This is a genomic window from Pseudobutyrivibrio xylanivorans (genome assembly GCF_010906925.1).
GTDB lineage: Bacteria > Bacillota > Clostridia > Lachnospirales > Lachnospiraceae > Pseudobutyrivibrio.
Genome location: NZ_VTVE01000004.1, coordinates 85,151 through 111,926, shown reverse-complemented (window position 1 = coordinate 111,926; position 26,776 = coordinate 85,151). Strand labels below are relative to the sequence as shown.

Annotated in this window: 24 protein-coding genes; 4 read left to right on the top strand and 20 right to left on the bottom strand. The window is 39.4% G+C overall.

Features of this window, described 5'->3' with window-relative positions; all coding sequences use genetic code 11:
* The 11 genes from F0Q01_RS11815 to F0Q01_RS11765 form a co-directional block, all read right to left on the bottom strand.
* The gene (locus F0Q01_RS11815) at positions 1-984 is read right to left on the bottom strand and encodes a carbohydrate kinase family protein (protein ID WP_090489409.1); all 984 of its coding nucleotides are present in this window, start codon (positions 982-984) and stop codon (positions 1-3) included.
* A 90-nt stretch (positions 985-1,074) separates the two neighbouring features.
* The gene (locus F0Q01_RS11810) at positions 1,075-2,214 is read right to left on the bottom strand and encodes a sugar-binding protein (RefSeq protein ID WP_090152711.1); all 1,140 of its coding nucleotides are present in this window, start codon (positions 2,212-2,214) and stop codon (positions 1,075-1,077) included.
* Between the two features lie 23 nt (positions 2,215-2,237).
* Positions 2,238-3,443, bottom strand: coding sequence for a sugar ABC transporter permease (locus tag F0Q01_RS11805; protein WP_090152713.1), 1,206 nt, complete (start codon positions 3,441-3,443; stop codon positions 2,238-2,240).
* Between the two features lie 32 nt (positions 3,444-3,475).
* Complete coding sequence (mmsA, locus tag F0Q01_RS11800) at positions 3,476-5,011, bottom strand: multiple monosaccharide ABC transporter ATP-binding protein (RefSeq protein WP_090489411.1); 1,536 nt, start codon at positions 5,009-5,011, stop codon at positions 3,476-3,478.
* Positions 5,012-5,047: 36 nt separating this feature from the next.
* A complete protein-coding gene (locus F0Q01_RS11795) occupies positions 5,048-6,271 on the bottom strand; it encodes an ROK family transcriptional regulator (protein ID WP_090152719.1) in 1,224 nt (407 codons plus the stop codon).
* A gap of 373 nt (positions 6,272-6,644) precedes the next feature.
* Positions 6,645-7,334 carry an MgtC/SapB family protein gene (locus F0Q01_RS11790; RefSeq protein WP_090152722.1) on the bottom strand — a complete coding sequence of 230 codons (690 nt, stop codon included), beginning with the start codon at positions 7,332-7,334 and terminating at the stop codon, positions 6,645-6,647.
* 24 nt (positions 7,335-7,358) lie between these two features.
* The gene (locus tag F0Q01_RS11785) at positions 7,359-8,420 is read right to left on the bottom strand and encodes an ABC transporter ATP-binding protein (RefSeq protein WP_090489413.1); all 1,062 of its coding nucleotides are present in this window, start codon (positions 8,418-8,420) and stop codon (positions 7,359-7,361) included.
* Positions 8,421-8,438: 18 nt separating this feature from the next.
* Entirely contained in the window at positions 8,439-10,151 is a 1,713-nt protein-coding gene (locus F0Q01_RS11780) for an ABC transporter permease (protein ID WP_090489415.1), read from the bottom strand.
* Positions 10,152-10,217: 66 nt separating this feature from the next.
* On the bottom strand, positions 10,218-11,354 hold the full coding sequence (locus F0Q01_RS11775) for an ABC transporter substrate-binding protein (protein ID WP_090489417.1): 1,137 nt from the start codon (positions 11,352-11,354) through the stop codon (positions 10,218-10,220).
* 102 nt (positions 11,355-11,456) lie between these two features.
* Entirely contained in the window at positions 11,457-12,110 is a 654-nt protein-coding gene (locus tag F0Q01_RS11770) for a potassium channel family protein (RefSeq protein ID WP_090489419.1), read from the bottom strand.
* Positions 12,111-12,120: 10 nt separating this feature from the next.
* On the bottom strand, positions 12,121-13,485 hold the full coding sequence (locus F0Q01_RS11765) for a TrkH family potassium uptake protein (RefSeq protein ID WP_090489421.1): 1,365 nt from the start codon (positions 13,483-13,485) through the stop codon (positions 12,121-12,123).
* A 192-nt stretch (positions 13,486-13,677) separates the two neighbouring features.
* Between F0Q01_RS11765 and F0Q01_RS11760 the strand changes: the two genes are divergently transcribed.
* Positions 13,678-14,520 (top strand): DegV family protein, encoded by an 843-nt coding sequence (locus tag F0Q01_RS11760; RefSeq protein WP_090489423.1) that lies wholly within the window; start codon positions 13,678-13,680, stop codon positions 14,518-14,520.
* A 21-nt stretch (positions 14,521-14,541) separates the two neighbouring features.
* Here F0Q01_RS11760 and F0Q01_RS11755 read toward each other — a convergent pair whose 3' ends face one another.
* The 5 genes from F0Q01_RS11755 to F0Q01_RS11735 form a co-directional block, all read right to left on the bottom strand.
* On the bottom strand, positions 14,542-15,282 hold the full coding sequence (locus F0Q01_RS11755; protein WP_090152744.1) for a response regulator transcription factor: 741 nt from the start codon (positions 15,280-15,282) through the stop codon (positions 14,542-14,544).
* Between the two features lie 9 nt (positions 15,283-15,291).
* Positions 15,292-16,950: a sensor histidine kinase gene (locus F0Q01_RS11750; protein ID WP_090489425.1), complete on the bottom strand. Its 1,659-nt coding sequence runs from the start codon at positions 16,948-16,950 to the stop codon at positions 15,292-15,294.
* A 1-nt stretch (position 16,951) separates the two neighbouring features.
* Positions 16,952-18,055, bottom strand: coding sequence for an extracellular solute-binding protein (locus tag F0Q01_RS11745; RefSeq protein WP_090489427.1), 1,104 nt, complete (start codon positions 18,053-18,055; stop codon positions 16,952-16,954).
* 72 nt (positions 18,056-18,127) lie between these two features.
* Positions 18,128-19,411, bottom strand: a complete 1,284-nt coding sequence (locus tag F0Q01_RS11740) for a Gfo/Idh/MocA family protein (RefSeq protein ID WP_090152752.1) — start codon at positions 19,409-19,411, stop codon at positions 18,128-18,130.
* A gap of 265 nt (positions 19,412-19,676) precedes the next feature.
* Positions 19,677-20,516, bottom strand: a complete 840-nt coding sequence (locus F0Q01_RS11735) for a sugar phosphate isomerase/epimerase family protein (protein WP_090489429.1) — start codon at positions 20,514-20,516, stop codon at positions 19,677-19,679.
* Positions 20,517-20,926: 410 nt separating this feature from the next.
* On the opposite strand from F0Q01_RS11735, the gene F0Q01_RS11730 reads away from it, so the two are divergent.
* Positions 20,927-21,571: a DUF4867 family protein gene (locus F0Q01_RS11730; protein WP_090489430.1), complete on the top strand. Its 645-nt coding sequence runs from the start codon at positions 20,927-20,929 to the stop codon at positions 21,569-21,571.
* 81 nt (positions 21,572-21,652) lie between these two features.
* On the opposite strand, the gene F0Q01_RS11725 is transcribed toward F0Q01_RS11730, so the two are convergent.
* The 3 genes from F0Q01_RS11725 to F0Q01_RS11715 form a co-directional block, all read right to left on the bottom strand.
* Complete coding sequence (locus F0Q01_RS11725) at positions 21,653-22,126, bottom strand: DUF2798 domain-containing protein (protein ID WP_177209299.1); 474 nt, start codon at positions 22,124-22,126, stop codon at positions 21,653-21,655.
* Between the two features lie 152 nt (positions 22,127-22,278).
* Positions 22,279-23,382, bottom strand: a complete 1,104-nt coding sequence (locus F0Q01_RS11720) for a hypothetical protein (RefSeq protein WP_090489432.1) — start codon at positions 23,380-23,382, stop codon at positions 22,279-22,281.
* A gap of 9 nt (positions 23,383-23,391) precedes the next feature.
* Positions 23,392-23,604, bottom strand: coding sequence for a hypothetical protein (locus F0Q01_RS11715; RefSeq protein ID WP_090489434.1), 213 nt, complete (start codon positions 23,602-23,604; stop codon positions 23,392-23,394).
* 157 nt (positions 23,605-23,761) lie between these two features.
* Between F0Q01_RS11715 and F0Q01_RS11710 the strand changes: the two genes are divergently transcribed.
* Together F0Q01_RS11710 and F0Q01_RS11705 are read left to right on the top strand one after the other, a co-directional pair.
* Complete coding sequence (locus tag F0Q01_RS11710; protein ID WP_090489436.1) at positions 23,762-24,658, top strand: hypothetical protein; 897 nt, start codon at positions 23,762-23,764, stop codon at positions 24,656-24,658.
* Positions 24,659-24,692: 34 nt separating this feature from the next.
* Positions 24,693-25,460, top strand: a complete 768-nt coding sequence (locus tag F0Q01_RS11705) for a TraX family protein (protein ID WP_090489438.1) — start codon at positions 24,693-24,695, stop codon at positions 25,458-25,460.
* A gap of 75 nt (positions 25,461-25,535) precedes the next feature.
* Here the strand turns inward: F0Q01_RS11705 and F0Q01_RS11700 are convergent, their stop codons facing one another.
* Positions 25,536-26,693 carry an MFS transporter gene (locus tag F0Q01_RS11700; protein ID WP_090489441.1) on the bottom strand — a complete coding sequence of 386 codons (1,158 nt, stop codon included), beginning with the start codon at positions 26,691-26,693 and terminating at the stop codon, positions 25,536-25,538.
* Positions 26,694-26,776 lie beyond the last annotated feature (83 nt).

The following is a 26,776-nucleotide window of genomic DNA, read 5'->3' as shown; positions in this document are numbered from 1 at the left end:
TCACCTTGTTTTTACAAGAGCCTCCACATCCTCTAGCTGTGGCATCACTCTAAGGGCGCCCTTTACTCTCGTGATTAAAGATGCTGCTGCATTGGCAACAGTAAGCATTGATTGAAGCTTTTTCTCATCCCAGTCCTCAAGTCCATTCTGAAGCAAATGATGGAGAACGCTTGCGCAAAATGTATCTCCTGCTCCAGTTGTCTCGATTGTATCTTCCGAAAGGAAAGGTGCTACCTCTACTATATGTTCAACACCTGTCTTTTTATTTAAATAGTATGCTCGGCTTCCATCCTTACCCATTGAAACGGTAATAAGTGGAATATCAAACTGAGCTCTAATTTTATTTACACCAGCTGTAAAATCCTCTTCTCCTGTAAGCCACTGGATTTCATTGTCGGAAATCTTAAGATAGTCACAGTACTCAAGGCCCTTTACAACCTGCTCCTTAGCCTCATCTAAACTATTCCAAAGAGGCTCTCTTAGATTTGGATCAAAAGTGATAATTGCACCACTTTTCTTTGCTATCTCTAACGCATATACGGTAGCCTCTCTTGGCATTTCATGTGTCATAGAAAGTGTACCGAAATGGAAAATCTTTGCCTGTTCAATAAGTGATGGATTCACTTCGTCTTTACGAAGCATCATATCTGCTCCAGGATTTCTATAGAAAGAAAAATCTCTGTCCCCATCTGCAAACGTCTTCACGAATGCAAGTGTTGTACGTACATCCTTATCCATCAAAAGATTTTCTGTGCTAATACCAACTTCGTCCAAAGTGTCCTTAAGCTTGCGGCCAAATATATCGTCCCCAACCTTTCCAATGAAGCTAACACTATGTCCAAATCGTTTTAACATTGCAAGCACATTGCAAGGTGCTCCTCCAGGATTTGCCTCAAATAAATCGTTATTGCTTGCTGAAACACCATTGTTTGTCATGTCGATTAGAAGCTCACCTAATGCCACAACGTCAATCTTCTTTTCCAAAATAAAACCTCCCTTTGTTACCTAATTATTATTTAAGGGCAGTGGAATTACTCACTGCCCTTTTATTATAAGAGATAATGAAGAAATTGTTTACTTTAATAATTCAAGTCTTGAAGGATCATTTGCAAAAACTTCTTTAGCATTCTCTTTTGTAACAACTACTGGTGGAAGCTCATATACTGGAACATCGATAACACCATTGTTTGCTGTTACATCTGTTGCTGGCATACCATTGCCTGCCTGAAGTGAATCAATGATTTCAATTGTCTTAGCTACAAGGTCCTCTGTTGGCTTAGCAACTGTAGAGTACTGCTTGCCAGCCCATACCCACTCAACTGACTCATTCTCAGCATCAAGACCAGATACTACAGGGATATCCTGACCAGCGTTTTCGCAAGCTGTGATACATGCACGTGCGATACCATCGTTAGGGCAAAGGACACCATGGATTTCCTTGTCTGAATAGAATCCAGAAAGAAGTGTATCCATTCTAGCCTGTGCCTTTGAGTTGTCCCAGTCAACTGTTGCACACTCTGTAAAGTCTGTCTGACCAGAAACGATTGTTACTGTGCCATCATCAATGTATGGCTGAAGTACTGACATAGCACCCTTGAAGAAGTTTGGTGCATTTGGATCAGCAGGACCACCACCGAAAAGCTCGATGTTGTAAGGGCCCTCACCCTTCTTTTCCTTAAGACCATCTAAAAGTGCCTGAGCCTGGAGCTCACCTGTCTTTACTGAACCGAACTGTACAACGCCGTCAACACCTGTTGTGTTCTCAAGAAGTCTATCGTAACCGATTACATATACGCCAGCTTCCTTAGCCTGCTCAAGTACAGAACCAAGCTGTGAGCCATCAACTGGACCAACAACGATAACCTTTGCACCGTTCTCAATCATAGACTCAATCTGCTGTTGCTGCTGTGTTACCTTATTATCAGCTGCCTGAACAAGTGGAGTATATCCAGCTGCCTCAAGCTGCTCTGTGAACATTTCCTCAGCTTCCTTCCAGTTCTGTGTTCCAAGCCATGGAAGAGAAATACCGATTGTTGCCCCCTTTTCAAATCCTGGAAGTTCTCCAGTTGTTGCCTCTGCTGTCTGCTCAGTAGAAGCTGATGTGTCTGTTGAAGCTGCATCCCCAGCACCTTCACGGCCGCCCCCGCAACCAACGAAGGTGGACATCATCATTGTTGCCGCCATCGCCATTGACAAAAGTGTTCTTTTTTTCATTTTCCTTCCTCCTTTAGTGAAAGTTATTTATTTGCGAAAAGTCTACCTATGATAGAACTCTTTCCACTCTTTTTGTTGTAGACATCAAATGCTACCGCTGCTAAAAGAACGAAGCCCTTGATAACCTGTGTACGGTCAGCTCCAACACCCATGAGCATAAGACCGTTGTTAAGTACTGCCATTACAAGACCACCGACGATAGTAGCAAGGATTGTACCAACACCACCTGATACTGCAGCACCACCGATGAATACTGATGCGATAGCATCCATTTCCCAGGAAGTTCCATCCGCAGGTCCTGCAGCTGTGGCACGACCTACGAAAAGAATACCTGCAACAGCTGATAGGAAAGACATATTCATCATTGTAAGGAAATATGTTCTTTTTACATTTACACCTGAAAGTGCAGCTGCTGCTTTATTACCACCCACAGCATACACATGACGTCCGAATTTGGTTCGCTGTGTAATGATGTGATAGATAATAGTGAGAACTAAAAGGATAAGTCCTGGAACAGGGAAGGAGGTTCCAACTCGTCCTGAGCCAAATAACCATGTAAAGTAACCAATAATTGCTGACATAAGCACAATTCTTACAACAAGAGCCCATACTGGATCTTTCACGCCTGTTGCATCACCTGAGTGCTTATGCTTTTTAATCTGAGCGAAAATGTAGCAAGCGATTCCGATAATTCCAAGCAAAAGAGTTGAATTGTTCATGCCTGTAAAGGATGGTCCCCATTCTGGTAAGTAACCAGAACCAAACCACTTAAGCTCCTGTGGAGCAGGCACTGAAATTGAACGTGAAATCCAAATAACACCGCCTCTGAAAATCATCATGCCACCAAGAGTTGTAATGAATCCTGGAATTCCAAGCTGTGATAAGAAAAATCCATGCCATGCACCAGCAAGTACGCCGATTGCAAGAGCTACTAAAACTGCAGCCCACCATGGTATGCTGTAATTTTTCGCTACAAGTGCCATTACCATTCCAGCAAAACCTGCAACTGAACCAACTGACAAATCAATCTGACCAATTACAATTACCATCAACATTCCAAGAGCAAGAATCAATACGTATGCATTTCCAGATAAAAGATTCTGGAAGTTAGAAGATGTAAGCATTCTTCCACCAGAAATAATATTAAAAATAATAATCAACAAGCCTAACGCTAAAACCATTGTGTACTGGCGAAGATCACCGCCCAATACTTGTTTAATGTATTTCATTCCCTTTTCCATCCTTTCATATATAGACATCCCTAGTTAGATGTTATGGTCATACGCTTCATAAGTCCTTCCTGACTTGCCTCACTGCTACCAATCTCACCAGTGATTGTTCCCTCGAAAATGGTATAGATTCTATCTGCCATTCCAAGAAGCTCAGGCAACTCAGAAGATACAAGAATAACTGCTTTACCTTCGTCAGCCAACTGATGGATAAGCTTGTAAATCTCGTACTTAGCGCCAACGTCAATACCTCGTGTAGGTTCATCAAGAATCAAAATATCTGGCTCTGTGAACATCCACTTTGAAAGTACTACCTTTTGCTGATTACCACCTGAAAGAGTAGTTACCCCTCTATCTACACTAGAAGTCTTAATCTTAAGTGAAGTTCTGTATTCCTCAGCTGCTTTTTTCTCATCATTTAAATCAAGAAGTCCCTTTTTAGTTATCTTGTCTAAATTAGCTGCGACAACTGTTTTTCTAATGGAATCCAAAAGATTAAGTCCTAAATTCTTTCTATCCTCCGGTACGTAAGCTATACCGTTTTTAATTGCTGACTCAACTGATGTGAGCTTTACTTCTCTACCCTTTATCTTGATTGTGCCCTTATGATAGATACCGTAGTTGCGACCAAATATAGAGCGCATAAGCTCGGTTCTACCTGCACCCATCAGACCAGCGAATCCAACGATTTCTCCTGCTCTTACATTGAAGCTGGCATTTTTACATACCATTCTGCCTTCAACGTCTGGGTCCTCTACGCACCAATCATCCACCTCAAAAATGACCTCTCCAGGATTTGATTTATGCTCTGGATAACGATTCTCAATTGAACGACCAACCATTGCCTTAATGATTTTGTCCTCATCTACTTTTCCTGCTTCAACATCGTAGCTTTCAACTGTATGTCCATCTCTAATTACAGTAACTGCATCTGATACAGCTGCTATTTCGTTGAGCTTGTGAGAAATCATAATACATGTAATACCCTTATTCTTAAGGTCAAGCATCAAGTCCAAAAGATTTTCTGAATCAGCCTCATTAAGGGCTGATGTAGGCTCATCTAAAATCAAAAGCTTTACATTTTTAGAAAGTGCCTTTGCGATTTCTACCAATTGCTGCTGACCTACACCTAAATGTTTGATTAAGATGTCTGGGTTGATTGACAATCCAACCTTCTTTAAAATCTCATAGGTTCTTCTCTTTTCCTCGGCCCAATCCACCATGCCATGCTTGATTATTTCGTTACCCATGAAGATGTTTTCTGTAATGGATAACTCAGGTATCATGGTCAATTCCTGGTGAATAATGGCAATTCCTGCATGCTCAGATTCTTTGATATTTCTGAATTTCATTTCCTGGCCGCCAAAGATGATTTCCCCATCGTAAGTGCCATATGGATAAACACCAGATAAAACCTTCATCAGTGTAGATTTTCCAGCACCATTTTCACCGCATATAGCATGAATCGTGCCTGTCTTCACTGAGAGATTTACATCATCAAGTGCTTTAACACCTGGAAATTCTTTTGTTATACCTTTCATCTGAAGGATAAAAGAATTGTTCTCCATATATCTAATACCTCCCTATTTATGTACCACTGAGATCTAATCCTTGTTCAAAGTTAAATACTCACTTGGTTTCCTAAGTACTCTATCTGTAGCTATTGCCGCAGCCCCATAGAGGGTTGGGTCAATTTTAAGCTTTGAAATCTCTATTCTTACATTGCTGCTGATTGCCTTAAGGGTTCTCTCTTCAACTATCTTTTTAATAGTTGGAAGAAGTAGCTCATCACCCTGAGCTATGCTATCGCCAATCACAATAATCTCTGGGTCGTATGCATTTATAAGTGTGACGCATCCGAATCCTAAATACTCAGCAATTTCATTTACAAGTTTGATTGCCTTTTTGTTGCCAGCTCTTGCAGCATCAAATATTCTTGCGCATGCTTCTGCTCTGTTTTCATATGGCTTTTCAAAAAGCTCAGGCAAATCCTTTTCAGCCTTTTTAAGGAGTGCCATGGTTGAGCAGTAAAGCTCTAGACAACCTCTATTACCGCACTCGCAAACAGGTCCCTTATAGTCGATGCTGATATGACCAACCTCACTTGCTATTCCTAAGTTGCCAAGGAGAAGTCGGTCGTGATCTACTATTCCAGAACCAACACCTTCACCTATAAGAAAATATGCTAACGAATTAAGTGGTCTATCGTGATTGCCAAACCACCACTCTGCCAAGGCTCCGGCATTAGCATCCTGTTCTATAAACACTGGCTTATCAAACTCATGCTTGAACTCATCAATAAAGTTGACTGTTCTCCAATTTGGCATTCGAGTTACCATAGCAATGCGTCCCTCACCTCTTAGATAAGGTCCCGGAACTGCAAGTCCGATTGCCACAACATTTTTATATTTTTTAAGAAGCTTATGAATCTGCTCTTTCATTGAGGCGATTACATCCTCAGCAAAATCATTAAGGCTATATTCCGTCTCCTGCTGTGTGTATAGCTTTCCAGAGATATCAAATACTCCTATTGCAAACACATGTCGTGAGAACTTTACGCCTATCACCAGATTCTTTTCTGCATTTAGTCTCAGTCCAATGGAACGTCTATTTCCATTACCCTTAACTATTCCTACTTCTGAGACAATTCCCATATCTATAAGTGCGCCAACGAGCTTTGTTATAGACGCCTGGGTCAGTCCCATCATTTTAGCTACCTCAGCTCTGGAGCATATCTCCTTTTGCTGTAGGATTCTAACAATAGCTGAGCGATTCATCTCTGATAAATCGCTGGTGTTATTACCTGCAACTTCCTTAAATTTTTTCATTTTTTATCCTCGCTAGCGGTTGCTTTCAAGTGTTAATGACTTAACACTGTTAACACATTATCTCTTTTATTTTTCCTGGTCAATATGATTGACCCAACTTCGGCGATGTAAATAAATGACTCTGCATATTTTTTGTAAAAACCCGACAAATCCCATAAAATCAACGTTTTTAGCCTTTTCAATCATTAACTTAATCATCCAAATAATCAAAAATTGACACTTTTATGCTTCAAGTAATCAAGTCCTATGATTACTTTCAAATCACCCAATCAGTAACCCAATCAAAGGGCATGTGATTTTGCACAATAAATGCAAAAAGGAACTGTGCAATTTTAGACAGTTCCTCTTTCACCTATTTTATATCCAATTTTTACTATACCTCTTCTACATAACTTACATAATCCAAATCACTGATCATGTTAATAACCTCTTGATGAGAGCGACGACGATCAAAATCTATATCGATAATTAGCGCTATGTCTGTGGATTGGATTGTTTTCTCACGGCTTTTAATCATGCTGCTTATTTCAAATCCAGCATCCGATATGGCCTTTAGAAGTTTGGACACGCCTCGGCTTTTGCTGACTTCGATGTAGACACTCATATGTCTACTATTTTCCTCAACTCGTGAGCTAAGTCTATAGAGGACGATGTTGGCAAGGAGTACAAGTAAGAAACATGCACAACCAACTATCATATAGCCAGCTCCTATTGCCATTCCCATGCAGGATGCAACCCAGAGGGACGCTGCAGTGGAAAGGCCCTTAATCTGTTGACGTCCTGTAACAAGAATGGTACCTGCTCCAAGGAAACCAATTCCGCTTACAACACCTGCTGGAATACGGCTTACATCAGCATTAAGTCCTGGTATCATAGCCAGATAAAGATTTAATACTGTAGCCACTGCCGAGCCTAGACTAACCAGCGCAAAGGTCTTAATACCAGCGCTGTGATGTCTTACGAGACGCTCCCAGCCAATAAGACTTCCAAACAATGTGGCAACCGTAAGTCGTATAACTACTGCAACTTCTGACATCGACTGTAATTCATTAAGTAATTGCATAAGCACAAACCTCGTATTCTATTTCTATAATGCATAAAGTGTGTTTTCTTCAAAATTCAAGAATACCTTATCACCTACATTATATATCTTTTTGTTCTTAGGATTATACTCCTGAATCTTTACAAGATTATGTCCTACTCTCACATGGTAATCCTGATATGCTCCCATGAAGCAAGAATACTCAACTAGGCCTGATAAATCACCTTCATCCGCAAGGAATGCTCCCTCTGGTCTAAGGACGATGTCGCAACAACTGCCTGTAGAAAGTGTGCCTGTTGTACATTTGAGATTAACTCCATCCACCTGAACCATATCCTGTGCAACAACAGTTGCCTCTATAAAGTTAGCCTCGCCAATGAAGTCTGCAACAAATTCATTCTTTGGATAATAGTATGCCTCATGAGGTGTGGCAACCTGCTCTACTATACCCTTGTTCATAATGATGACCTTGTCTGAAATAGCCATAGCCTCTGACTGGTCGTGAGTAACATATACTGCAGTAATACCAGCTTCCTGCTGGATTCTTCTAATTTCAGTTCTCATAGAAACGCGAAGCTTTGCATCCAAGTTTGAAAGTGGCTCATCAAAAAGCAATACCCCTGGCTCAATTACAAGGGCTCTTGCAAGAGCAACTCTCTGCTGCTGACCTCCTGAAAGCTGATTAGTCATTCGGTTTTCCATGCCCTCAAGTCCTACAAGGGCAAGGATGTCTGCAACCTTTGACTTGATTACCTCTGGGTCCATTTTTCTAAGCTTTAATCCGTAGGCAACATTATCAAAAATGTTGTAGTGAGGAAGCAATGCGTAAGATTGGAACACCATTGCTGTGTCTCTTTTATTTGGTGTCAGCGCATTAATTGGCTCTCCTCCCAGATAAATCTCACCTTCATCTGGACTTTCAAATCCAGCTATCATACGAAGTGTAGTTGTCTTACCGCATCCAGATGGTCCAAGCAATGTGACAAAGCTGCCTGGCTCGATTTCTAGATTTGTATCCTGCACTGCATAAAAATCTTTTCCTGATTTAGGATCTTTATATATTTTTGAAATATGTTCTAAGCGAACTCCTTTTTTCTCTTTTGCCATTTTATTCACCCTTCCAAATTATTCATCAAACTTTACTTTTTTACTTGTTCCAAAATACTTCATCAATAGATTCATAATCAAAACTGAGCCATAGGTAATCATGATAAGAATTGTGGCAAATGCACAGGCGATTCCGTATGAACCCTTTTCTGCAAACTCATTAATCTGAACTGTGATAAGTAAGTATGATGGTGTGACAAGTAAAATGATAGCTGAGATAGCTGTAATACTACGTACAAACGAAGTAATGAAACCACTTAAGAAGCTATCTTTTATCAATGGAAGTGTCACTGTCATAAACACTCTAAAACTATCTGCCCCCATGTCGTAGGCTGATTCTTCAATGCTCTTATCAATCTGCCTCAGGGCTGAAATACCGCTTCTGGTTCCTGTAGGAAGGCTTCGAACTACAAAAACAATTACAAGAATTGCTCCAGTTCCGTAAAGGCTTTGAAGAATGCCTGTTCCAAATATTCCTCCTGCAAAACCTCTGATATAACCTATACCAAGAACTGTTCCAGGCACCGCCATAGCAAGCATTGAAACCGCTTCTATAAATCCCTTTGCCTTGAACTTTCTCTTAACAACAAGGTAAGAGATAATCATTGAAAGAAGGGCTGTTATTGGTGCTGAAATCAGTGATAAAACAAAACTGTCCTTAAATGTCTTTAGTCCCTTGTATCTGACAAATACCTGCTCAAACCACTTGGTTGTCAAATGGAAATCATATCCCCAGGTCTTGAACAACGCCCCAAATGGAACACAGATATACATTACGATTACAAAGATTGCCAGAGCGGAACATGCAATAGTCAGGGGAACAGTTACGCTCTTGTCTGTGATAAGCATTCTCTCTCTTGATGCTTTTCCAGAAAGGGTTGCAGTTGATTTTGCTTCCAAATAATATTTCTGAACCATAAACATCAAAAGTGTAATACCAAGGAGGACTACAGCCATGGCTGCTGCACCTTGCTTATCATAGGCACCTGTAATCTGCAGGTAAATGGTGGTGGCCAATGTGTCGTAGGAGCCACCGATAATCATAGGGTTGGCGAAATCTGCGATTGATTCTATAAAGGTTACCAAAAAGGCATTGCCTAAACCTGGCAAAATAAGTGGGAAGGTAACTGTCATAAAAACCTTCAGTCTAGATGCACCCATGTCTCTTGCTGCTTCTTCTAGAGATGGGTCGATATTTTTAAGCAGTCCCTTCAGCATCATGTAGCATACTGGGAAAAATGTAAGGGTTTGAACAATTGCAATTCCCCAGAATCCATAGACGCTGTTGTCATATATTTTAAGAAGAAAACGTGTGATTATTCCTGCTTTACCAAAAAGCATAATCATGGAAAGAGATAATACAAATGGTGGTGATACTACAGGAAGCATTGAAACCAATTTGAATAATCCCTCGATAAATCTGGTTCTAAGTTTTACATACACCTCAACATAGGCAAATAACAGACCTATCAATGTGGAGATGATACCCACTAAAAACCCTACCTTTAAAGTGTTTGTAATGGCTCTCCTAAAATTGGAAAGGCCCATTACCCTTTTGAAAATATCAGTTGTAATTCCATTATCTGAAACGAAGCTGTCTACCAGCAAAATTGCAAGCGGATACAGAATGAAAACTGTTAAGAATACAACAAGAAGCACTATTGTTGTACAAAGAATTGGATCCGCTAGAAGCTTCTTTCTTTCAAGACTGGCACTTTGACTCTTTGCCATCTTTTATTCCTCCCTCTTAATATATAAGGCGGATGAAAAACACCCGCCTTAAAAGTGATACGTGACTTATTCTGTCTGGAAACGATCGTCAGCTGCGCTACCTAATGCACTCATTACATCCTCAACATACTGAGCTGTATTTTCTTTTGCATCCTCGAAGTCATAATCCATTACATTGTCTGGATCAAGACCATATTCTGTAGCAACTTCTGGCTGTGTTGCATTATCAAGTAATAAGAACTGGTATGAACCGTTCTGTGCTGCAAGCTCTACGCAGTCTGGACTAAGAGCATACTCAATCCAAAGCTTTGCTGCGTTTGGATGTGCGCATCCCTTGAAGATTGCTGTAGCACCGATTTCATAAGATGTGCCTGATGATGGAATGATAAGATTGATATTCTCATATCCATTGTCAACAATCTGAGCCAATGCATCATGTAAGAAACCTACACCTACTACACACTCGCCAGTTCCCACATTCTTAGATGGGCCAGAACCTGACTTTGTATAAACTTCTACATTCTTGTCCAAGTCAACAAGGTAATTGATACCCTCGTCATGTCCGTATTTTTGAACCATTGTGTTGATGATGAGCTTTGCTGTACCAGCTGTGTTGTAGTTTGACATCCAAACCAATCCCTTGTACTGATCATCTGTCAAATCTTCCCAATCTGCTGGAGCCTCAATTCCCATACGTTCAAGCTCATCTGTATTTACCATAAATCCAAGAATTCCTTTGTAAATTCCGTACCAATATCCATCAGCATCCTTGTATTCATCACTCATTAAATGTGTTGCATTCATTGCATCGTATGACTCTAAAAGTCCCTCTGCTGCTGCAACATTGTAAGGGTCTGTTGTGCCACCAAACCAAACATCACCTGATGGATTTCCATTTTCCTCCTCAATCTTGCTTTGAACTTCACCAGTAGATAATCTTTGGTACTGAACTTCAATTCCATAGAGTCTCTCAAAATTCTCACATGCTGCTGCAAGGTATTCCTCCTCGCAAGAACCATATACAACAAGAGTGCCCTCTTCCTTAGCTGCGTCAATTAATTTCTGGAATTCGTCTACATTCTCCTCAGCAACAATGGATGTTGCCTCCTCAGAAGTAGCTGCCTCCTTTCCATCATTCCCCCCACAACCAACAAGGCTACATGCCATTAATCCGGCAAAAAATAAAGCTAACCTTTTTTTCATGTTTTCTTCTCCTTTCGGTTAATTGATAATTACATGATAAAAAAGTTAGCTTTTTATAAATACCCAGTTTTCTGTTTTATTATCCGATTTTCTGAACTAGGTTTATTGTTTATTAATTCTATTTAACTGATCTCTCTCTAAAACAATAAGTAACTCATTGTCTGCCTCAAGTGGCTCCGCTGGATCAATAGTCTTCCAATGACCAGTTTTGTGATTCATATATGCGATAACGTTAATCTTGTAGTTTTTACGAAGATTAAGCTCTATCATATTTTTGCCTACCCACTTTGGTATAGGAAGCATCTCTACCATACACAGGTTTTCATCTACCTTAAAGTAATCTAAGAATGTATCAGAAGCTAGAATTCTTGCTGACTGCTCTCCGCCGTACTCTTCAGGAACAATAACCTTGTTAGCACCTATTTTTTTGAGAATCGATGTCATTCTATCAGATGAACTCTTGGCAACAATAAGTGGCACCTTTAGTTCCTTTGCTACTGCCACTGACATAATGCTGGCTGATAAATTGCCACCCATTGCAATGGCAACAATATCCATGTTTTTAAGTCCAAGCATCTCTACCTCATCCTCGTTGGTAAGGTCGGCGCAAACAGCTGCTGTACAGTAGCCGTCCATATCCTTGAGCTTATCTCTATTGTTATCTACTACCAAAACGTCAGCGCCCATTTCATACATGCTTTTAGCAAGGCTGATTCCGTATTTTCCTAATCCTAAAACTGCTATTGTCTTTTTCATTTTATTCTCCTTATCCTACAAAGAAATCCCCTTCTAAATATCTACATTTGCTCTTATGATGACCTCTGCCAGCAAAAAAGATTGCCAGGGAAATAGGTCCTATTCGTCCCAAATACATGGCAACGATAATTATTATCTGACCGATTGAATCCAGGCTAGATGTAAGTCCTCGGGACAATCCTACGGTAGCTGATGCGCTTATGACCTCGTAAAGTTCATCCTGCATATTTACCTTGTTAGTAACTATAAGTAAAAGAGTAAGCACTACAATTGCAAATGCTGCAACTGATACGATAACTGTGGCCTTTCGCATGCTTTCGTCTGTAACTCGTCTATTGAAAATAATACTTTGATCATCATCATGAATGTATGAAATCACGTTAAGTAAAGCAAGGAAAATGGTAACTGTTTTAACACCACCAGCTGTTCCGATAGGAGAACCACCAATAAACATCAAAATATATGACATTACGCAAGAAAAATCAGTCATATTTTCCTGTGGAAAAGAGCTGAACCCTGCGGTCCTAAGAGTGATTGACTCAAAAAAGCTGTTAATGGTCTTATCAAACAATGATAGATTTCCAATGGTCCCTGCATTTTTAAATTCTGCAATAAAGAAGAATAATGCACCTGAAACAATAAGTGTTACTGTTACTGTGACAACAAGCTTGGTATGCTCTTCAAATCTTTTGAAAATCTGTACTGGGGTAAATCGCTTTTTTATGCCAGCCTTAATTTTCTCCGACATATCAAACCAAACTACGTAACCAAGTCCGCCAAGAACAATAAGAATCATTGTTGTACACATCACCAGCGGATTGGACTTGTAGTCCATAAGGCTTCTGTCACCAATAATATCTATCCCCGCATTACAAAAGGCTGAAACTGAGTGGAATATGGAGTACCAAATTCCCCTTGCCACGCCAAACTCAGGAATAAATGATATGGAATATAAAACTGCCCCGAATAACTCAACCTTAAATACATCCTTGAAAATTCTAATCAAAAGCCTAAGTATTCCCACATCTGTATCCAAGTTCAGGGATTCCTGAAGCATTTTTCTATCACCTAAAGAAAATTTCTTTTGAGTGATAAGCATTACCATGGATATAACTGTGATGATTCCCAGGCCACCTACCTGTATGAGACATAGAATAATAATATGACCGAATGTACTAAAGTAACTGTAAGTGTCTACAACTACAAGGCCTGTAACACAAGTGGAAGTAGTTGAAGTAAAAAACGCCACGAGTGGATTGGTCCACTGACCTGCCGCCGAAGAAATCGGAAGCATTAAAATGAGCCCTCCTATGGCTATAGCAATAAGAAAGCTCAGTGGTATCAATTGAACTGATGAAATTTTCTTCTTTTCCATAAAATATCTCCGTAAGGGTCTCCCCTACAAAACCCGAGTGATATATCATCACTAAGATGAAATAATAGTATAAATACTCCCTATTGTAAACAAATTCAATTATAGCTTTGAGTTCCCACTCCACTTGTATTAAAATTTGTACTAATAAGGATAATTATTTTGATTACATTAAGAGAATACTGGAGGATGGTTATGATTAAAATTCTAGCTGATAGTACATGCGATTTATCACCAGAATTGGTGGAGAAATATAATATTGGAATAATCCCTCTTTACGTTAGACTTGGGGATGAGGAGTACAAAGATGGCATGAATATTGCCCCACAGGATTTATATGCCTGGTCAGATGAGCATGGCCAGACTCCTAAGACTGCTGCACCTAGTGTTGAGGATGTGGAACAGTTTCTTTCTAAAGACAGCGATGATGAGTATATCGTATTTGCGATTTCATCGTCTATGTCTGCAAGCTTTAATAACTGTAGACTGGCAGCAGAGGATTTAGAGATTTCCGATAGAGTTCATGTAATCGACTCAGCTAATCTATCAACTGGCATAGGTCTTCAGGTATTATATGCAGCTGAGCTTGCAGCAAAGGGAATGAGCGCCAGTGTGGTTGTGGATGAGGTTATGGCAATCAGAGACAAGGTCCGTGCCAGCTTTGTAATAGATACTCTTATTTACCTACATCGCGGCGGCAGATGCTCTGGACTTGCTGCTTTAGTAGGCGGTGCACTAAAGCTCCATCCTCGTATTGCAGTATCAGATGGTGCCATGCATCCTGAGAAGAAATACCGTGGCAAAGATGTAAAATATGTTATGGATTATGTAAAAGATATGGAAAATGACCTTCTTTCTGCAAGACCTGAGAGAGTTTTCATCACCCACTCAGGCTGCAAAAAAGAAATAGTAGATTCTGTTTACAATTATCTAAATGGACTGAACCACTTTAATGAGATTCTTGAGACTAATGCAGGCGCAGTGGTTTCGTCCCACTGCGGCCCTGGCACTTTAGGTGTTTTATTTATAGCAGAATAAAAATTACATCAGGCAGTGTTTCTATTTGACAAATTCAGATGGAGCGCTGCCTGTATATCTTTTAAAAACAGAATTAAAATGCTTGTAGTCGGAAAATCCTGTCATATCAGAGACCTGGTACACCTTGTATTTGCCTGTCTCTAGCAGCTTAATAGCCTTCTGCACTCTGTATTTATTTAAGAAATCTAGATAAGTAGAGCCGGTAGCTTCCTTGAATTTTCTAGATAAGTAACTGGCAGACACTCCCAGTTCCTCTGAGAAGCTCTCTATGCTTATTTTTTCTGAATATCTAGACTCAGTGGCGCTTAAAATATGCTGCACATAGTCATTATCAGCATCAGTTTTTACATAGACTGTCTTCTTCTCTGAAATCTGCTTAAGCTGATTATCCTTTTCAATTTCCTGGATGATTTTTTCCACATTTTTCTTGAGCTCATCCTCATCCACAGGCTTCATCAAATATGCCGATACCCCTAAATCAATTGCCTGCTTGGCATACTCAAAATCTGCATAGCTAGTCATGATAATGGTTTTAAAATCTGACTCTGTGCCTGCAGTTTTTACCATTTCAATTCCGTCTACTATAGGCATTTTTATGTCAGCCAAAACTATGTCTGGTCGCAGCTCTTCTATCTTTTCTATGCCTTCTTTTCCATTTGCTGCCTCACCTACAATGGTGCATCCCATAGATACCCAGTCCATTGTGTAGGCAATTCCCTTTCGGATGATGTCCTCATCCTCTGCAATTAACACTCTATACATAACTATTCCCTATCTGTGCTTTGGTATTGTAACCCTAACTGTAGTTCCCCTGTCCTTCACGCTTTCGATATTCAATCCATAGTCTCCCTTGTACATCAATTGAATCCTGCGATGAATATTGTATAGCCCTAGGTGTGATGACTCATTTTTCTCTCCCTCCAGCTGTTGCTTAAGCTCAGCTAAAAGGGATTCATCCATTCCAGCGCCATCGTCCTCGCATACAAAGACAATATTGTCCTGATGCTGTGTCCCTCTTATTTTTACATCAAGAGTCTCTCTTCCCTCAAATCCATATTTTATGGCATTCTCAATAAGTGGCTGAATGACTAACTTTGGAATAAGGCAGTCATAGATTTCTTCAGACACATCTATACTGTAGGAGAATCTCTTGTTAAATCTGATTTGTAAAATATTAAGATACAACTGGAGATTGTGCAAATCCTCTCTCACAGTCACCTCATCTCTTGTCTCTCTGATACTGTAGCGAAGCAGTCCAGATAGAGAAACAATCATTTTATCTGCTGCCTTGGCGTCAATCTTTGCCATGAATCTGATGTTATCCAAGGTGTTAAACAAAAAGTGTGGGTTAAACTGACTCTCAAGCTGCTTTACCTGGGAGAATGCGGCGTTTTCTGCCAGCTCTTGATTTTGAGCGATCTCCTCCTTCAGTCCCTCAAGCATCTGGTTAAAGTCTCGACCTATAGTCTGAAACTCCTTGCTACTGTCAATATCTAAGCTAACATCCAAATCTCCCTGCTGAACTGACTCAAATGCCTGCTCGATTTTTTTAACGTCTCTTGTATATTCCTTTGAACTGTTGTCTGCGTTTCTATAGGAAATCAAGATAATTCCAATGAATATTACAATGATAATAACTAAAATAGTCTCTACCGTCCGAATGCTCCTATGTATATCAGATATCGTATATACGGATATTCCCATATCGCTATCATTTCTATAGCTATAGAAGATATGACCATCGATGGTAGTGTATCCATAGGTGTTTTCAAGCTGAGGCTCCACTCTCCCCAAATCATCCATCAGTACCTTGTTGTTGTATAAATAAACCCAGCCAAGGTTATCGGTGATGAATACTGTTTTATCCTCACCCTTAAACTGATTTCTGATTACCTCTGGAGGCACTATGTAAAAAATACCGTATTGCAATTTATCATTTTCATATACACTTCTAACAACAAAAAGCTTGCCTTCAAAGAGAATAGTCCTGGTCTGATTTGGATTGTTTTTCGCCAACTTCCAAACGCCCCAGTTTGTCATGCCTCTTTTTGTCAAAAAAGGATAGGTGCCATCACTGCTGGAGAAAATCTGATTGTTAGCTCCGTCTAAAATAACCATTTCACCTAGCTCATCATAGTCGGAGGTTGCCTCGTACATTGCTGAAAATATATCATCTCTTTTGTTGTTGGAATCAGAATCAACCATTACTGCACTTACATCATCAACCATTGAATAATAGTCATTCATAACATTTTCAATGCGTTTTGTTATGCCTTCATTATCATCTCTGGTGGATTCCCTAAGACTAATTCCCCAGGCGGCAATAAAGATGATAAAAGCTGTAATGACAATTACAATAACCGGTGTCAGTGAGTACCAGATAAATGTCTTTCTGATGTTTTCCTGGAAGGATTTTATTTCGCCAGCCATACTAATCCCTCCTCTTTTCTGCTATATTGCTAAATTCTTCTAGCCATTTTTCTCTGCTATTTATAACTAGGCTTCTGTCCACTTGGATTATATTGATTTGAGCCTTGGCAAGGACCTCTGACGAGTTGGACACATCTGTCCTAACAGAGCGTCTGCCTAAATACTGGGCAACATAAACCTGGGTGTCATAGCTTAGCATAAAGTCTACAAAAGCCTTGGCCTCATCAGCTCGCTTGGTATTTTTATTTATATAAATTCCATCGGGAGTAGACACTACTCCCTCTTTCATATAGACAATGCGCACGTGCTTACCAGCAGATAGCATAGTAAGGGCTGCCTCCTCAAAGGTGAGGCCCACCACATATTTTCCATTTGCAACACCTTGGTACACATCGGATGAACTATCAAGAAGATTGCCATCTAACTGATCTAGTAACGCATTTACGTATTCAAATCCTTTTTCTGAATCAACGGATGGAGTATCACTCTTGGCATTTCCATTAGAATCATCTGAGCCCATGGCATAAAGCATATTTACAAGATGCTCATAGGAAGATGAGGACTTTGTAGGATCTGCAAATGCGATTTTCCCCTTCAATTCTGGCTGTAGCAAATCCTCATAACCTGTGATTTTAATATCTCCAATCAAATCAGTGTTAATCATTAGCACACTAGGTACATCAGTAAAACAATTTGTGTTAAATGAATTGTCCTTGAACTGAGTGTAAATACAATCTGATGCAGTACTCCTATAGGGCAGGAAATCATCCTTGTATGGACCAACTGTAAGAACAGAACCGCCCCACATCAAGTCCACATTTTCATCCTCTTCAATCATTTGGATAGCCTCGGTGGTACCGCAGCTTTTTACCTCCACCTGAATTCCGGTTTCGATTTCAAATTCATTTATAAGAGGCTCCATAAAGCTGACAGGATGAGGTGAAACCACAACAAGCTTGTCATTTACACGATTTTTATTTGCCCACAAATTGCCGCCAATAGCTGCAACAATTCCTATAATAAAAAAAGAAACAAGGCAGACTGCTAGCACAATGTAGACTTTACCTTGTTTCTTTGAATTCAATTGATTTAACTTCCCCAACATATCATTCTCCCTAAGTGATAGACACTATAGTATAGAACTAGCTGGGATTTGTCAAAGCTGTATATTTACTTTTTATTCTGGAACATACTCGTCGAAATCATACTTGATTACGCCAAAGTCAGTCTTCTGCTCACGGATAGCGATTGACTTAGACATCTTCTTGATTTCATCAGCTGTTACTGAACGACCAAGCTCATTTGAAAGAACAACACCTTCTGAAAGGAATGCTGTCTGCATAGCGATGTATGGTGAGTCAATTCTTGTCTCATCTGTAAGATCGCCGCGAAGGTATGAATACCAATGAAGCTGGTTGTCATTGTACATTACCATCTCTGGGTGAAGTGCAAGCTCCTGCTGGCCTGTAATGTCGCCGATTGCACAATCAAGCTTTGTTGCAAATAAATTGCCATCCTCATCAACGCCGAAGTGCTCAAGCTTTGGAGTCTGAAGGTGTCCACCACCTACAATTCCGCCACCCTCTGGAACAGCCATAGGGCCACCTGTTGAGTCAACATCGATAAACTTGATACCACCATTCTTACCTGCGATGAAGCTTGTTCCGATTTCATCCATGTGAATAGCCCAGTCCTCATAGATATCCATTGAAAGACCGCCCTTGAACTTAGCGATACCAATTCCAAGGTCCTCTACTGGAGCCTTGCGGTTTGTCTGTGCATCGATTGTTGGATGTGTCCAATAGTCGCATGACTGAACACCGTATACGCTCTCAAGCTCTGGCATACCAAGTACATAGAGCATCTGAGCAAGGTGATAAATACCAAGATCAAATAATGGTCCGTGTACACCAATCTCTGGATCGATGAAGTCCTTTGAGAAGAACTGCATATCATAGCCTGGACGGCCCTGACGTCTGTGACCTACTGAACGAGCGTGGTAAACTTTTCCAAGCTTTCCTTCCTCGATCATCTTCTTAGCAATACGTGTCTGTGGATTGTAGATTGAGCTAATCTGAACAGCAAGCTTCTGGCCATACTTTTTCTGTGCATCATAGAGAATCTTAGCATCAGCATATGAGCAAGCCATTGGCTTCTCTGAGTAGCAAGGGAAGCCTGCTGCCATAACTGCTGTTGCAACTGATGTGTGAAGGTTGTTGTGGACACAAACTTCAACTTCATCAATATCATCTCTCTTAAGCATTTCGCGGAAGTCCTGATAAAGGTCCTTCTCATCAATGCCATACTGCTTGCCCCAAGCTAAAAGCCTGTCCTTGTCGATTTCTGCAGCAGCTACAACTCTTAAATTCTCTCCTCTCTTATTGAGGTTCTCAATAACTGTCATGTGACGATGTGAAATCATACCACATCCAATAATCGCAATTCTAATTTCCTTTTTCATGTTTTCCTCCTAATTTATCGTGGCAGTACTTCAGTACTACGTGCTCCCGCAGGGCACCCTTCATACTCGGGCACGGGCCCCACCCGCCCGGTGTAGGTCCCTCCCATGCCCGGCATGACGCTTCCCTGCTCGCGCTCGCCAAGACTATGAGCTGCCACTATTAAATGAGCTGGTAGACATCAAGCTCTTAGGTCTCTCAAGCGAGACATGTCGTCGAGCGGAGAGACTCTAAGGCTTGTAGGCGTAACCAGCGGATTAACGTTTTTTACCAGCCAAGGATACGTAGGTATTCGCGGCTGCGGCGAGCGCACTCAAGTGGCTCAAGCTCGTAGTGCTCGTCCTGCTCTACGATGACCCATTGTGCGTTGGCTTCCATAGCTGCAGCGAGAACTGGCTCCCAAATCATCTGGCCGAATCCAACTGGGCGGAATCCAAAGTATCCTGTGTCGCCAGCAGATTCCTCCTCATCGATTCCGATGAGCTTGTACATATTCTTAACCTCACCCTTTTTGATGTAGTCCTTAAGGTGAACTACTGGGATGCGGTCAGTGTATTTCTTGATGAACTCAGGTGCCTCACCTGTTGCCACATCGCACCAGCAAGTATCAAGCTCTGACTGAAGGTTCTCAGCTGGGATTGCATCAAACATCTCGTCATATCCCCATTTGCCATTTTCAAGCTTTACAAACTCGAAATCATGGTTGTGATAAAGGAAAGTCATACCTGCCTTATGAATCTTCTCACCTACTTCATTAAGAAGTGGAAGGAACTCCTTGAATCCTGCTGGATTAGCTGGACGATATTCCTCAGCCATGTATGGCATAACAAGGTACTTAACACCGATTACTGAATAGTCAGCAATAACCTTGTCGATGTCATCCATCATCTCCTGGAATGCTACGTGAGCTGAAATTGGTGTAAGTCCAACTTCATCAAGAGTCTTCTTAACAAACTCTGGCTCAAGTCCATAAAGACCAGCAAGCTCAACTCCGTCATACCCCATTTCTTTTACTTTTGTCATAACACTTTTGAAATTTTCTGGTGTGTTTTCAAGTAAGTCTCTAAGACCGTAAACCTGAATACCAACTGGAAGCTTTTTTTCCATTTTCTTCTCCTTTTCTTATGTTAATATTTCTCTTTTTGTCATCTAGGATTCTCTTGTCTTTGACTAGCTTTATTCTATGAAAAAAAGAAGACGGCCACTTTAGAAATTTTTTTGATTTTAATTCAATATTTGCATAATTGGATTTTAATTAAATTTGCCTTGCAACAGATTTATGTCATTTCTTGCACAGAACCTTTTTTCAGAAACAGTGGCCTTTATCAGTTCTGCCCGACAATTTTTTGACTCTATTTAGTTAATTATTTATAGGAAGTAAAAAAACATAAGCTGTATAATTTTATTCAAGAAAAAGTGGGACTTCTTGCCAAATAAAAGAGAAGGCATCTGGCAAGATTCTGGCATTCCCATGGTATCTATGGGACTAGTCCGACGATACGTAAAAGGAGGATATGATGAAAATTTATAATGTAACAGATCCAGAGTTTACTAACTATGGAAGAATCATTGAGGGGTATGAGGCTGAAAAGAAGGCAATCGTAGATGCACTTAGAGACAAGACTCCTATTCCAGCAGGCACAGATTATGTTGCAGAGGAGCAGGCACTTCAGTCACTTGCTGCTGCAGACAAGATTACAAATTCTTTATTTGGTGGTTCACCAATGCAGTTTGGATGGTGCAACGGTCACAACACAAAGCTTAACTGCCTTGAGTATCACCGTTCAAGCGAGATTAATTTAGGCGCTACAGATTTCATTTTACTTCTTGCAAAGAGAGAGGAAATCGTTGATTTCAAGCTTGATTCTAGCAAGGTAAAAGCATTCTTCTGCCCAGCTGGCACAATGATAGAAGTATATGCAACAGCTCTTCACTATGCTCCATGTCAGGCTCACAAGGATTCTGGTTTCCAGGTACTTGTTGGTCTTCCAAAGGGAACAAATGTGGGCTGCCCAGACTTCCCAAGACTTAACACAGAGGACAAGCTCCTTACAGCTACTAACAAATGGCTTCTTGCACATGCAGAGGCATCTGAAGCAAAGGATGGCGCATGGGTAGGCATCACAGGAGAAAATATCGATATTGCAAATGATATTCAGTAATTAAAAAGAAAAAGCCTCGCTAGAATTTAGAATCTCCTTCTATCTTCTAGTGAGGCTTATTTTATTGATTATTATTTAGGGTCAGAGCTTATTTTTCTTCTTTACAAAAAATCCAAAAACATTTCTAACAAATGGGCCTGCAAAGAAAATCTGCCAACAGAGGGCTACTAGAAAATTCATAGCTGTAGTCTGAAGCCATACAGCCACAATCTCAGTTCCAGCATTCTTAAAAAGAATTGTTGCTGTCAAACTCATAAGCGGACACATGAGGCAAACTGACATTGTAGAAATTGCAAGAATCATCATTATAATTGGGTCTTTGCCTGGTGTGACTAATCTAAATGCAAGCTTTTGTGCCAGCTTTCCAACAAAAAGCAATTCTAGCACTACCGCAATAGGCCACATGACTATCATCTCCTTAAATGCAGCGAGAAAAACAAAATTCTTTAATCCTCCAACATTAAGTGAGATATTGTAGCAAATCATTGCATACACCATGACAAAAGCCATAAACATTGTAAAAATAACTTCTTGAAACTTATTCTGTGGTAACACGTTGTTTCTCCTTTCATAAAACCAGAGAAGACTTCAGCGTGTTGTTCGTTATCACCACAAGGGTGTGCGTTTCCAATGATACCTGCGTACATCTTCTATATTTTTAACACAAGTTGGGATTATAGCAGAATTTTTTTGTCTGTGTAAGTTTTTTATTTCTCAGGGTTTTCATAGTAAATATGCACCTCGAAGCAATCCTCATAGTCATGGTATTCACCATTGACGTTCTCAATTTCATATACCACACTCATCTCTGAATTAATTTTTCTCTTTATCCATCCCTTTTCTTCTTTTCTTATATCTTCTACTATAGTATCTTCTATTTTTGTCTCTTCAAAATATTCCTTATCTTTTATTAGACCAGCATCATAGAATAGTTCTAATAGTTTACTCATATCATCAACATACTTTTTTGCATCAGCTAAATTACTTGAATCTGACAACTCTTTATCAAAGTAAAAATTATATGAGCAAAATGTAACGTCCCCTTCAAGATCCATTGTGATATAAATGTTATTTCCACTCCAATTACGATAATCCTCATAATCATTTGTAATCATAATACTATAGTCATCATATTCCTCAGAATAAAAGAAATCTAATACCTGATACCCATTTTCCTCCGCTATACTCTCCATCTCCGTCATTAATTCTTTTATCTTTTCATCTTCTATATTTGTATACTCAAATGGATCATATGTGGATTCGCTATCTTCTACATCATCAACTGCCACCTCATGGTAATCAGTTAATTCCGGTTTCTCGTCTAACTCTTCAGTATTGATAGTATCTTCTGTCACCTCTTCCACTTCAACTTCTGGCTCTGGCATTTTAAATTCGTAATCCTCAAGAGCATTCTGAAGGGCTGAAAAAATGATAAAAGGAATAATAGGCAGTAGCATACCTATAAAAAGCTTTGGTAAAACAATATTATTCTTGCGTGCTATCTCAGTAATAAATAATCTTTTATCTTCTATACTATCTGTATCTATCGTTATCAGGTCATCCCAGGCAGAATCATTTTTGCTAGAAGAATACAATCCAATACCGGCAATTATTAAAACCAAAAACGCACCTGCTGCAATGTAAAATGCGTATGCAATATTTAAATCTTCATAACTAAACTCAAACGCTTCAAAATCAAATGCTCCGCCCAATAACACAAGCGCAGTCAAAATCACCAAACATATGAAGCTAATTATAGCCAGAATAATCCCTTTATATGCTCTTACAACAATCTTATTTTTATCGCTCATTTATTATCCTTATCTACTCCTAGACTTTATTCCCTCATATATTTTTTGCTCGATTTCCTCCGGGTTCATAGAGTAATATTCATACTCACTGAAGGCGATAACTACATCTCCCACTTCAGTTTCAGCAATAACGCAGTCGCTTTCCTCCTGGAAATAAATCTTATATTTCTTTGCTGCCAGCAATTTTTTAAATTCACGTTCTTCAAGAAATTCTTTATTCATAATTAGCCCCCTTTATTTAAATTTTGCATCAATTTTCCTTAGCTTATTATGACATTTTTAGTAGTAACATTCTAGTCCGCAAACTGTATTATTTGACATAATACAGTATTTGGCATATTATTGTACAAACAATTAATGTTTTAAAACGGAGGTAGTTATGAAAAGAGAATTAAATTTATTAATATCACTTTCATTGTCTGCAGCTATGCTTACTTCTTGTGGGGAAAACAAACCAGACAACACAGAGGTGGCAGGAAATACACCAGCGCAGACCACAACTGAAACTGCTACATCAACTGATGAAGAAGATTCAGATGATAGTGACACCACAGACCAAGACTTCTTTTCTCTTCAATTAGAGGAAAATAGCCCTAAAGAGATAGATATTGATTCTGATGGTCAAATGGATGAAATCACTTTTGAATCTAATTATTTAGAGGATGAAGACAAATACTACTATGACATTCAGATTAAGGATCAAACTATATCCGTCGTAGATGAGAATACAGATCCAGACATCGAATTTGCATCGGCATACTATTCTCAAGCTGAAGATGGCAATTATGTAATTGCCTCTCTTAGTGGAATTTGTTGTACCTATCAGACTATCTTGTACAGATGGGAAGATGGCGAGCTTAAGGAAATCGACTCTTTAGATGGATATAAGGTTTATGAATTTACCGATAATAATCTCTTATTAGGAGAGGTTGTAGACGTCTTTGGTACATGGATAACTTCTAATCAATTTTATTATGATAAGACCGGCCTTTGGACTGCCGAAAAACATCCTAAAATCACAAACCCAACCGGACTTGAACTGAAACAGGATATTACATTTTACGATGAATCCGGTGAGGAGCCAAAATCAGCAAAGGCAGGAGATAAAATTTATCCTTGTATTCTAGGACAAAATTGCATCGGTTTTTCTGATGAGAATGATGAGTTTTTAGGATACCTCATCTACAGTTCTAAGGAGGAAGATGGTATTGAAGTGTTCTATGTAGACGGTGTAAGTGAGTATGATTTGTTTACCAATGTAGCATACGCAAGTTAGATGTATCTGCGAATATATGTTAGGAGGTAATGTTATGAAATTTGGTTTAAACAGAGCTCAATTGAAAAATATTGCGCTAGTATTTATGGTTCTTGATAATTTATGGCTACGCTGTAATGGCATAATAAGTTCGGCTATACATCCAATAACACGATTTGTTTCACCACTATTTGCTTGGCTTATGGTTGATGGATTTTTCCACACTAAATCCAGAGGCAAATATTGTGCTCGACTTTGGATTGCTGCAATCCTCATGCAAATAGGTAGTGTTATTTCATATGCAATTTTCAATGGTAAAGGTATTCCTGATAATATTTTCCTAACACTTGCTTTTGGATTTACCATCATATGGCTTTTTGAAATTGCAAAGAATACTGAGGAGACTGGAAAAAAACTTTTACTAAGAGGCGCAGCAATTCTCATAACTTTAGTTGCTCTCGTCTTATTTATTCCTTTACCATTTGGTGCCTATATATATCTAGAAGGTGGAATCCAACTGATTCCATTCATCTTGTTTGCTTACTTCTTCCATGATAGTAAGGCTAAGCAAGCCATTGCAATTACCATCTACAGCTTTCTTATGTTCTTTGCCGTATACGGTGGATTTGCAGGAATACAAAACAGCTTCCAAATGTTCTGTTTTAACAGTGATTGGATGACTTTATTGGTGGTTCCTTTCATCTTTCTATATAACGGCCAAGAAGGCAGAAAAACTGCATTTAGCAAATGGTTCTTCTATGTTTTCTATCCTCTTCACCTATGGGTGATTGCAATAATAGATGTTGTTTTTAAATTGTCTTAAGTTTACTAAAAACATCCCCTAGTTAATCATTTTATCCTGATTAACTAGGGGTTTTATTTTGCATTTAGATTCTAATTAATTGTCCTTCTTTGCATTTAACAAGTAAGAACCCACACCAATTATCGTAATTACGATACCCACGAATAAAAATTTATTTTGGATTCCTTCTCCCATAAATCCTGTACAAGCATTAACCACAATAGGAGAAATTGCAGCACCAAAATTTATCAATGCCAAATATACCGATACCGTAAATGCGTTAGTCTCTGGTCTGGTATTGTAAGAAAGCAAATATGAACCGGCTGCATTAAAAATGGCGAATCCATAACCAATCAAAAAACTGCCTGCAAAAAATGCTACGGTACTAGGAATAAAAAATGTAATAAAAAATCCCACCGCTATTACTGCTAGAGTAATTGTCTCGATTTGGCTCTTTGCCCTATATGCAATACGGCTAAAGCTCATTCCTCCAATGATGCCTCCTATTGTGTTAATCATAGTAACTAGGCTTGCCATAGCCGCATCCTTTCCCAATACATTTATCACATATGCGGATGAATTGGTGTTAAATGCATTCTGTACTACAAAATAAATAAATCCAATTACAAATAATCCCAATATATATAGATTCATTTCAAAAGCACTAGCTTTTCCAGCTTTCTCGCTGCCCTCAGCCCTCTGAGGCTCCCCATTTGGAAGACAAATACCTGCTACTGCAATTATGCCAATCACAAGTGCAAATGCAAGATAAGTATATCTCCATCCAAATTTAGATAACTGCCCGCCTATAAATATAAATGTAAGGGCTCCAAGAGCTGTAAATATGGCGTTCATTCCCATAAGTGGTGCCCTGTCATTTTTATCAAAATATTGGACTATAAAACCATTGATAAGTGGCATCAAAAGACCTGTGCCTACACCTATTATCAAGCTTCCCACTAAAAGTAACCATATACTGGAATTGAAAAAGAATGGAAAAAGTCCACCTACCAAATAACAGCTTAGGGAAAACAAGGCTATGGTCTTTTTATTTATATAACTCATAGCAATTCCACTTAGAGGTGAGCCGATGATAAACAAAAGGCTAGGTAGTGTAAAGACCATTTGCACCAGAGTCTCATCAACCCCTGTAAAATCTGCTCCAATGCTTGCTATAATTGGCGACAAGGCCATATATGATAAAGCCACTGAACAAAGTGACATTATTCCAATTTTTATTTTTAGTTTATTCATAGTTACTCCTCCTACTTCATTTATTACTATGACAATTTTAATTGGAATGGCCCATATAGAATACTTAAATGATTTCTGTAACC

What these genes read in the sequence shown, in the direction of transcription:
- F0Q01_RS11810 (WP_090152711.1), bottom strand. Translation starts at nt 2,214, where the DNA reads ATGAAAAAAAGAACACTTTTGTCAATGGCGATGGCGGCAACAATGATG.
- F0Q01_RS11805 (WP_090152713.1), bottom strand. Translation starts at nt 3,443, where the DNA reads ATGAAATACATTAAACAAGTATTGGGCGGTGATCTTCGCCAGTACACA.
- mmsA (WP_090489411.1), bottom strand. Translation starts at nt 5,011, where the DNA reads ATGGAGAACAATTCTTTTATCCTTCAGATGAAAGGTATAACAAAAGAA.
- F0Q01_RS11795 (WP_090152719.1), bottom strand. Translation starts at nt 6,271, where the DNA reads ATGAAAAAATTTAAGGAAGTTGCAGGTAATAACACCAGCGATTTATCA.
- F0Q01_RS11790 (WP_090152722.1), bottom strand. Translation starts at nt 7,334, where the DNA reads ATGCAATTACTTAATGAATTACAGTCGATGTCAGAAGTTGCAGTAGTT.
- F0Q01_RS11785 (WP_090489413.1), bottom strand. Translation starts at nt 8,420, where the DNA reads ATGGCAAAAGAGAAAAAAGGAGTTCGCTTAGAACATATTTCAAAAATA.
- F0Q01_RS11780 (WP_090489415.1), bottom strand. Translation starts at nt 10,151, where the DNA reads ATGGCAAAGAGTCAAAGTGCCAGTCTTGAAAGAAAGAAGCTTCTAGCG.
- F0Q01_RS11775 (WP_090489417.1), bottom strand. Translation starts at nt 11,354, where the DNA reads ATGAAAAAAAGGTTAGCTTTATTTTTTGCCGGATTAATGGCATGTAGC.
- F0Q01_RS11770 (WP_090489419.1), bottom strand. Translation starts at nt 12,110, where the DNA reads ATGAAAAAGACAATAGCAGTTTTAGGATTAGGAAAATACGGAATCAGC.
- F0Q01_RS11765 (WP_090489421.1), bottom strand. Translation starts at nt 13,485, where the DNA reads ATGGAAAAGAAGAAAATTTCATCAGTTCAATTGATACCACTGAGCTTT.
- F0Q01_RS11760 (WP_090489423.1), top strand. Translation starts at nt 13,678, where the DNA reads ATGATTAAAATTCTAGCTGATAGTACATGCGATTTATCACCAGAATTG.
- F0Q01_RS11755 (WP_090152744.1), bottom strand. Translation starts at nt 15,282, where the DNA reads ATGTATAGAGTGTTAATTGCAGAGGATGAGGACATCATCCGAAAGGGA.
- F0Q01_RS11750 (WP_090489425.1), bottom strand. Translation starts at nt 16,950, where the DNA reads ATGGCTGGCGAAATAAAATCCTTCCAGGAAAACATCAGAAAGACATTT.
- F0Q01_RS11745 (WP_090489427.1), bottom strand. Translation starts at nt 18,055, where the DNA reads ATGTTGGGGAAGTTAAATCAATTGAATTCAAAGAAACAAGGTAAAGTC.
- F0Q01_RS11740 (WP_090152752.1), bottom strand. Translation starts at nt 19,411, where the DNA reads ATGAAAAAGGAAATTAGAATTGCGATTATTGGATGTGGTATGATTTCA.
- F0Q01_RS11735 (WP_090489429.1), bottom strand. Translation starts at nt 20,516, where the DNA reads ATGGAAAAAAAGCTTCCAGTTGGTATTCAGGTTTACGGTCTTAGAGAC.
- F0Q01_RS11730 (WP_090489430.1), top strand. Translation starts at nt 20,927, where the DNA reads ATGAAAATTTATAATGTAACAGATCCAGAGTTTACTAACTATGGAAGA.
- F0Q01_RS11720 (WP_090489432.1), bottom strand. Translation starts at nt 23,382, where the DNA reads ATGAGCGATAAAAATAAGATTGTTGTAAGAGCATATAAAGGGATTATT.
- F0Q01_RS11715 (WP_090489434.1), bottom strand. Translation starts at nt 23,604, where the DNA reads ATGAATAAAGAATTTCTTGAAGAACGTGAATTTAAAAAATTGCTGGCA.
- F0Q01_RS11710 (WP_090489436.1), top strand. Translation starts at nt 23,762, where the DNA reads ATGAAAAGAGAATTAAATTTATTAATATCACTTTCATTGTCTGCAGCT.
- F0Q01_RS11705 (WP_090489438.1), top strand. Translation starts at nt 24,693, where the DNA reads ATGAAATTTGGTTTAAACAGAGCTCAATTGAAAAATATTGCGCTAGTA.
- F0Q01_RS11700 (WP_090489441.1), bottom strand. Translation starts at nt 26,693, where the DNA reads ATGAATAAACTAAAAATAAAAATTGGAATAATGTCACTTTGTTCAGTG.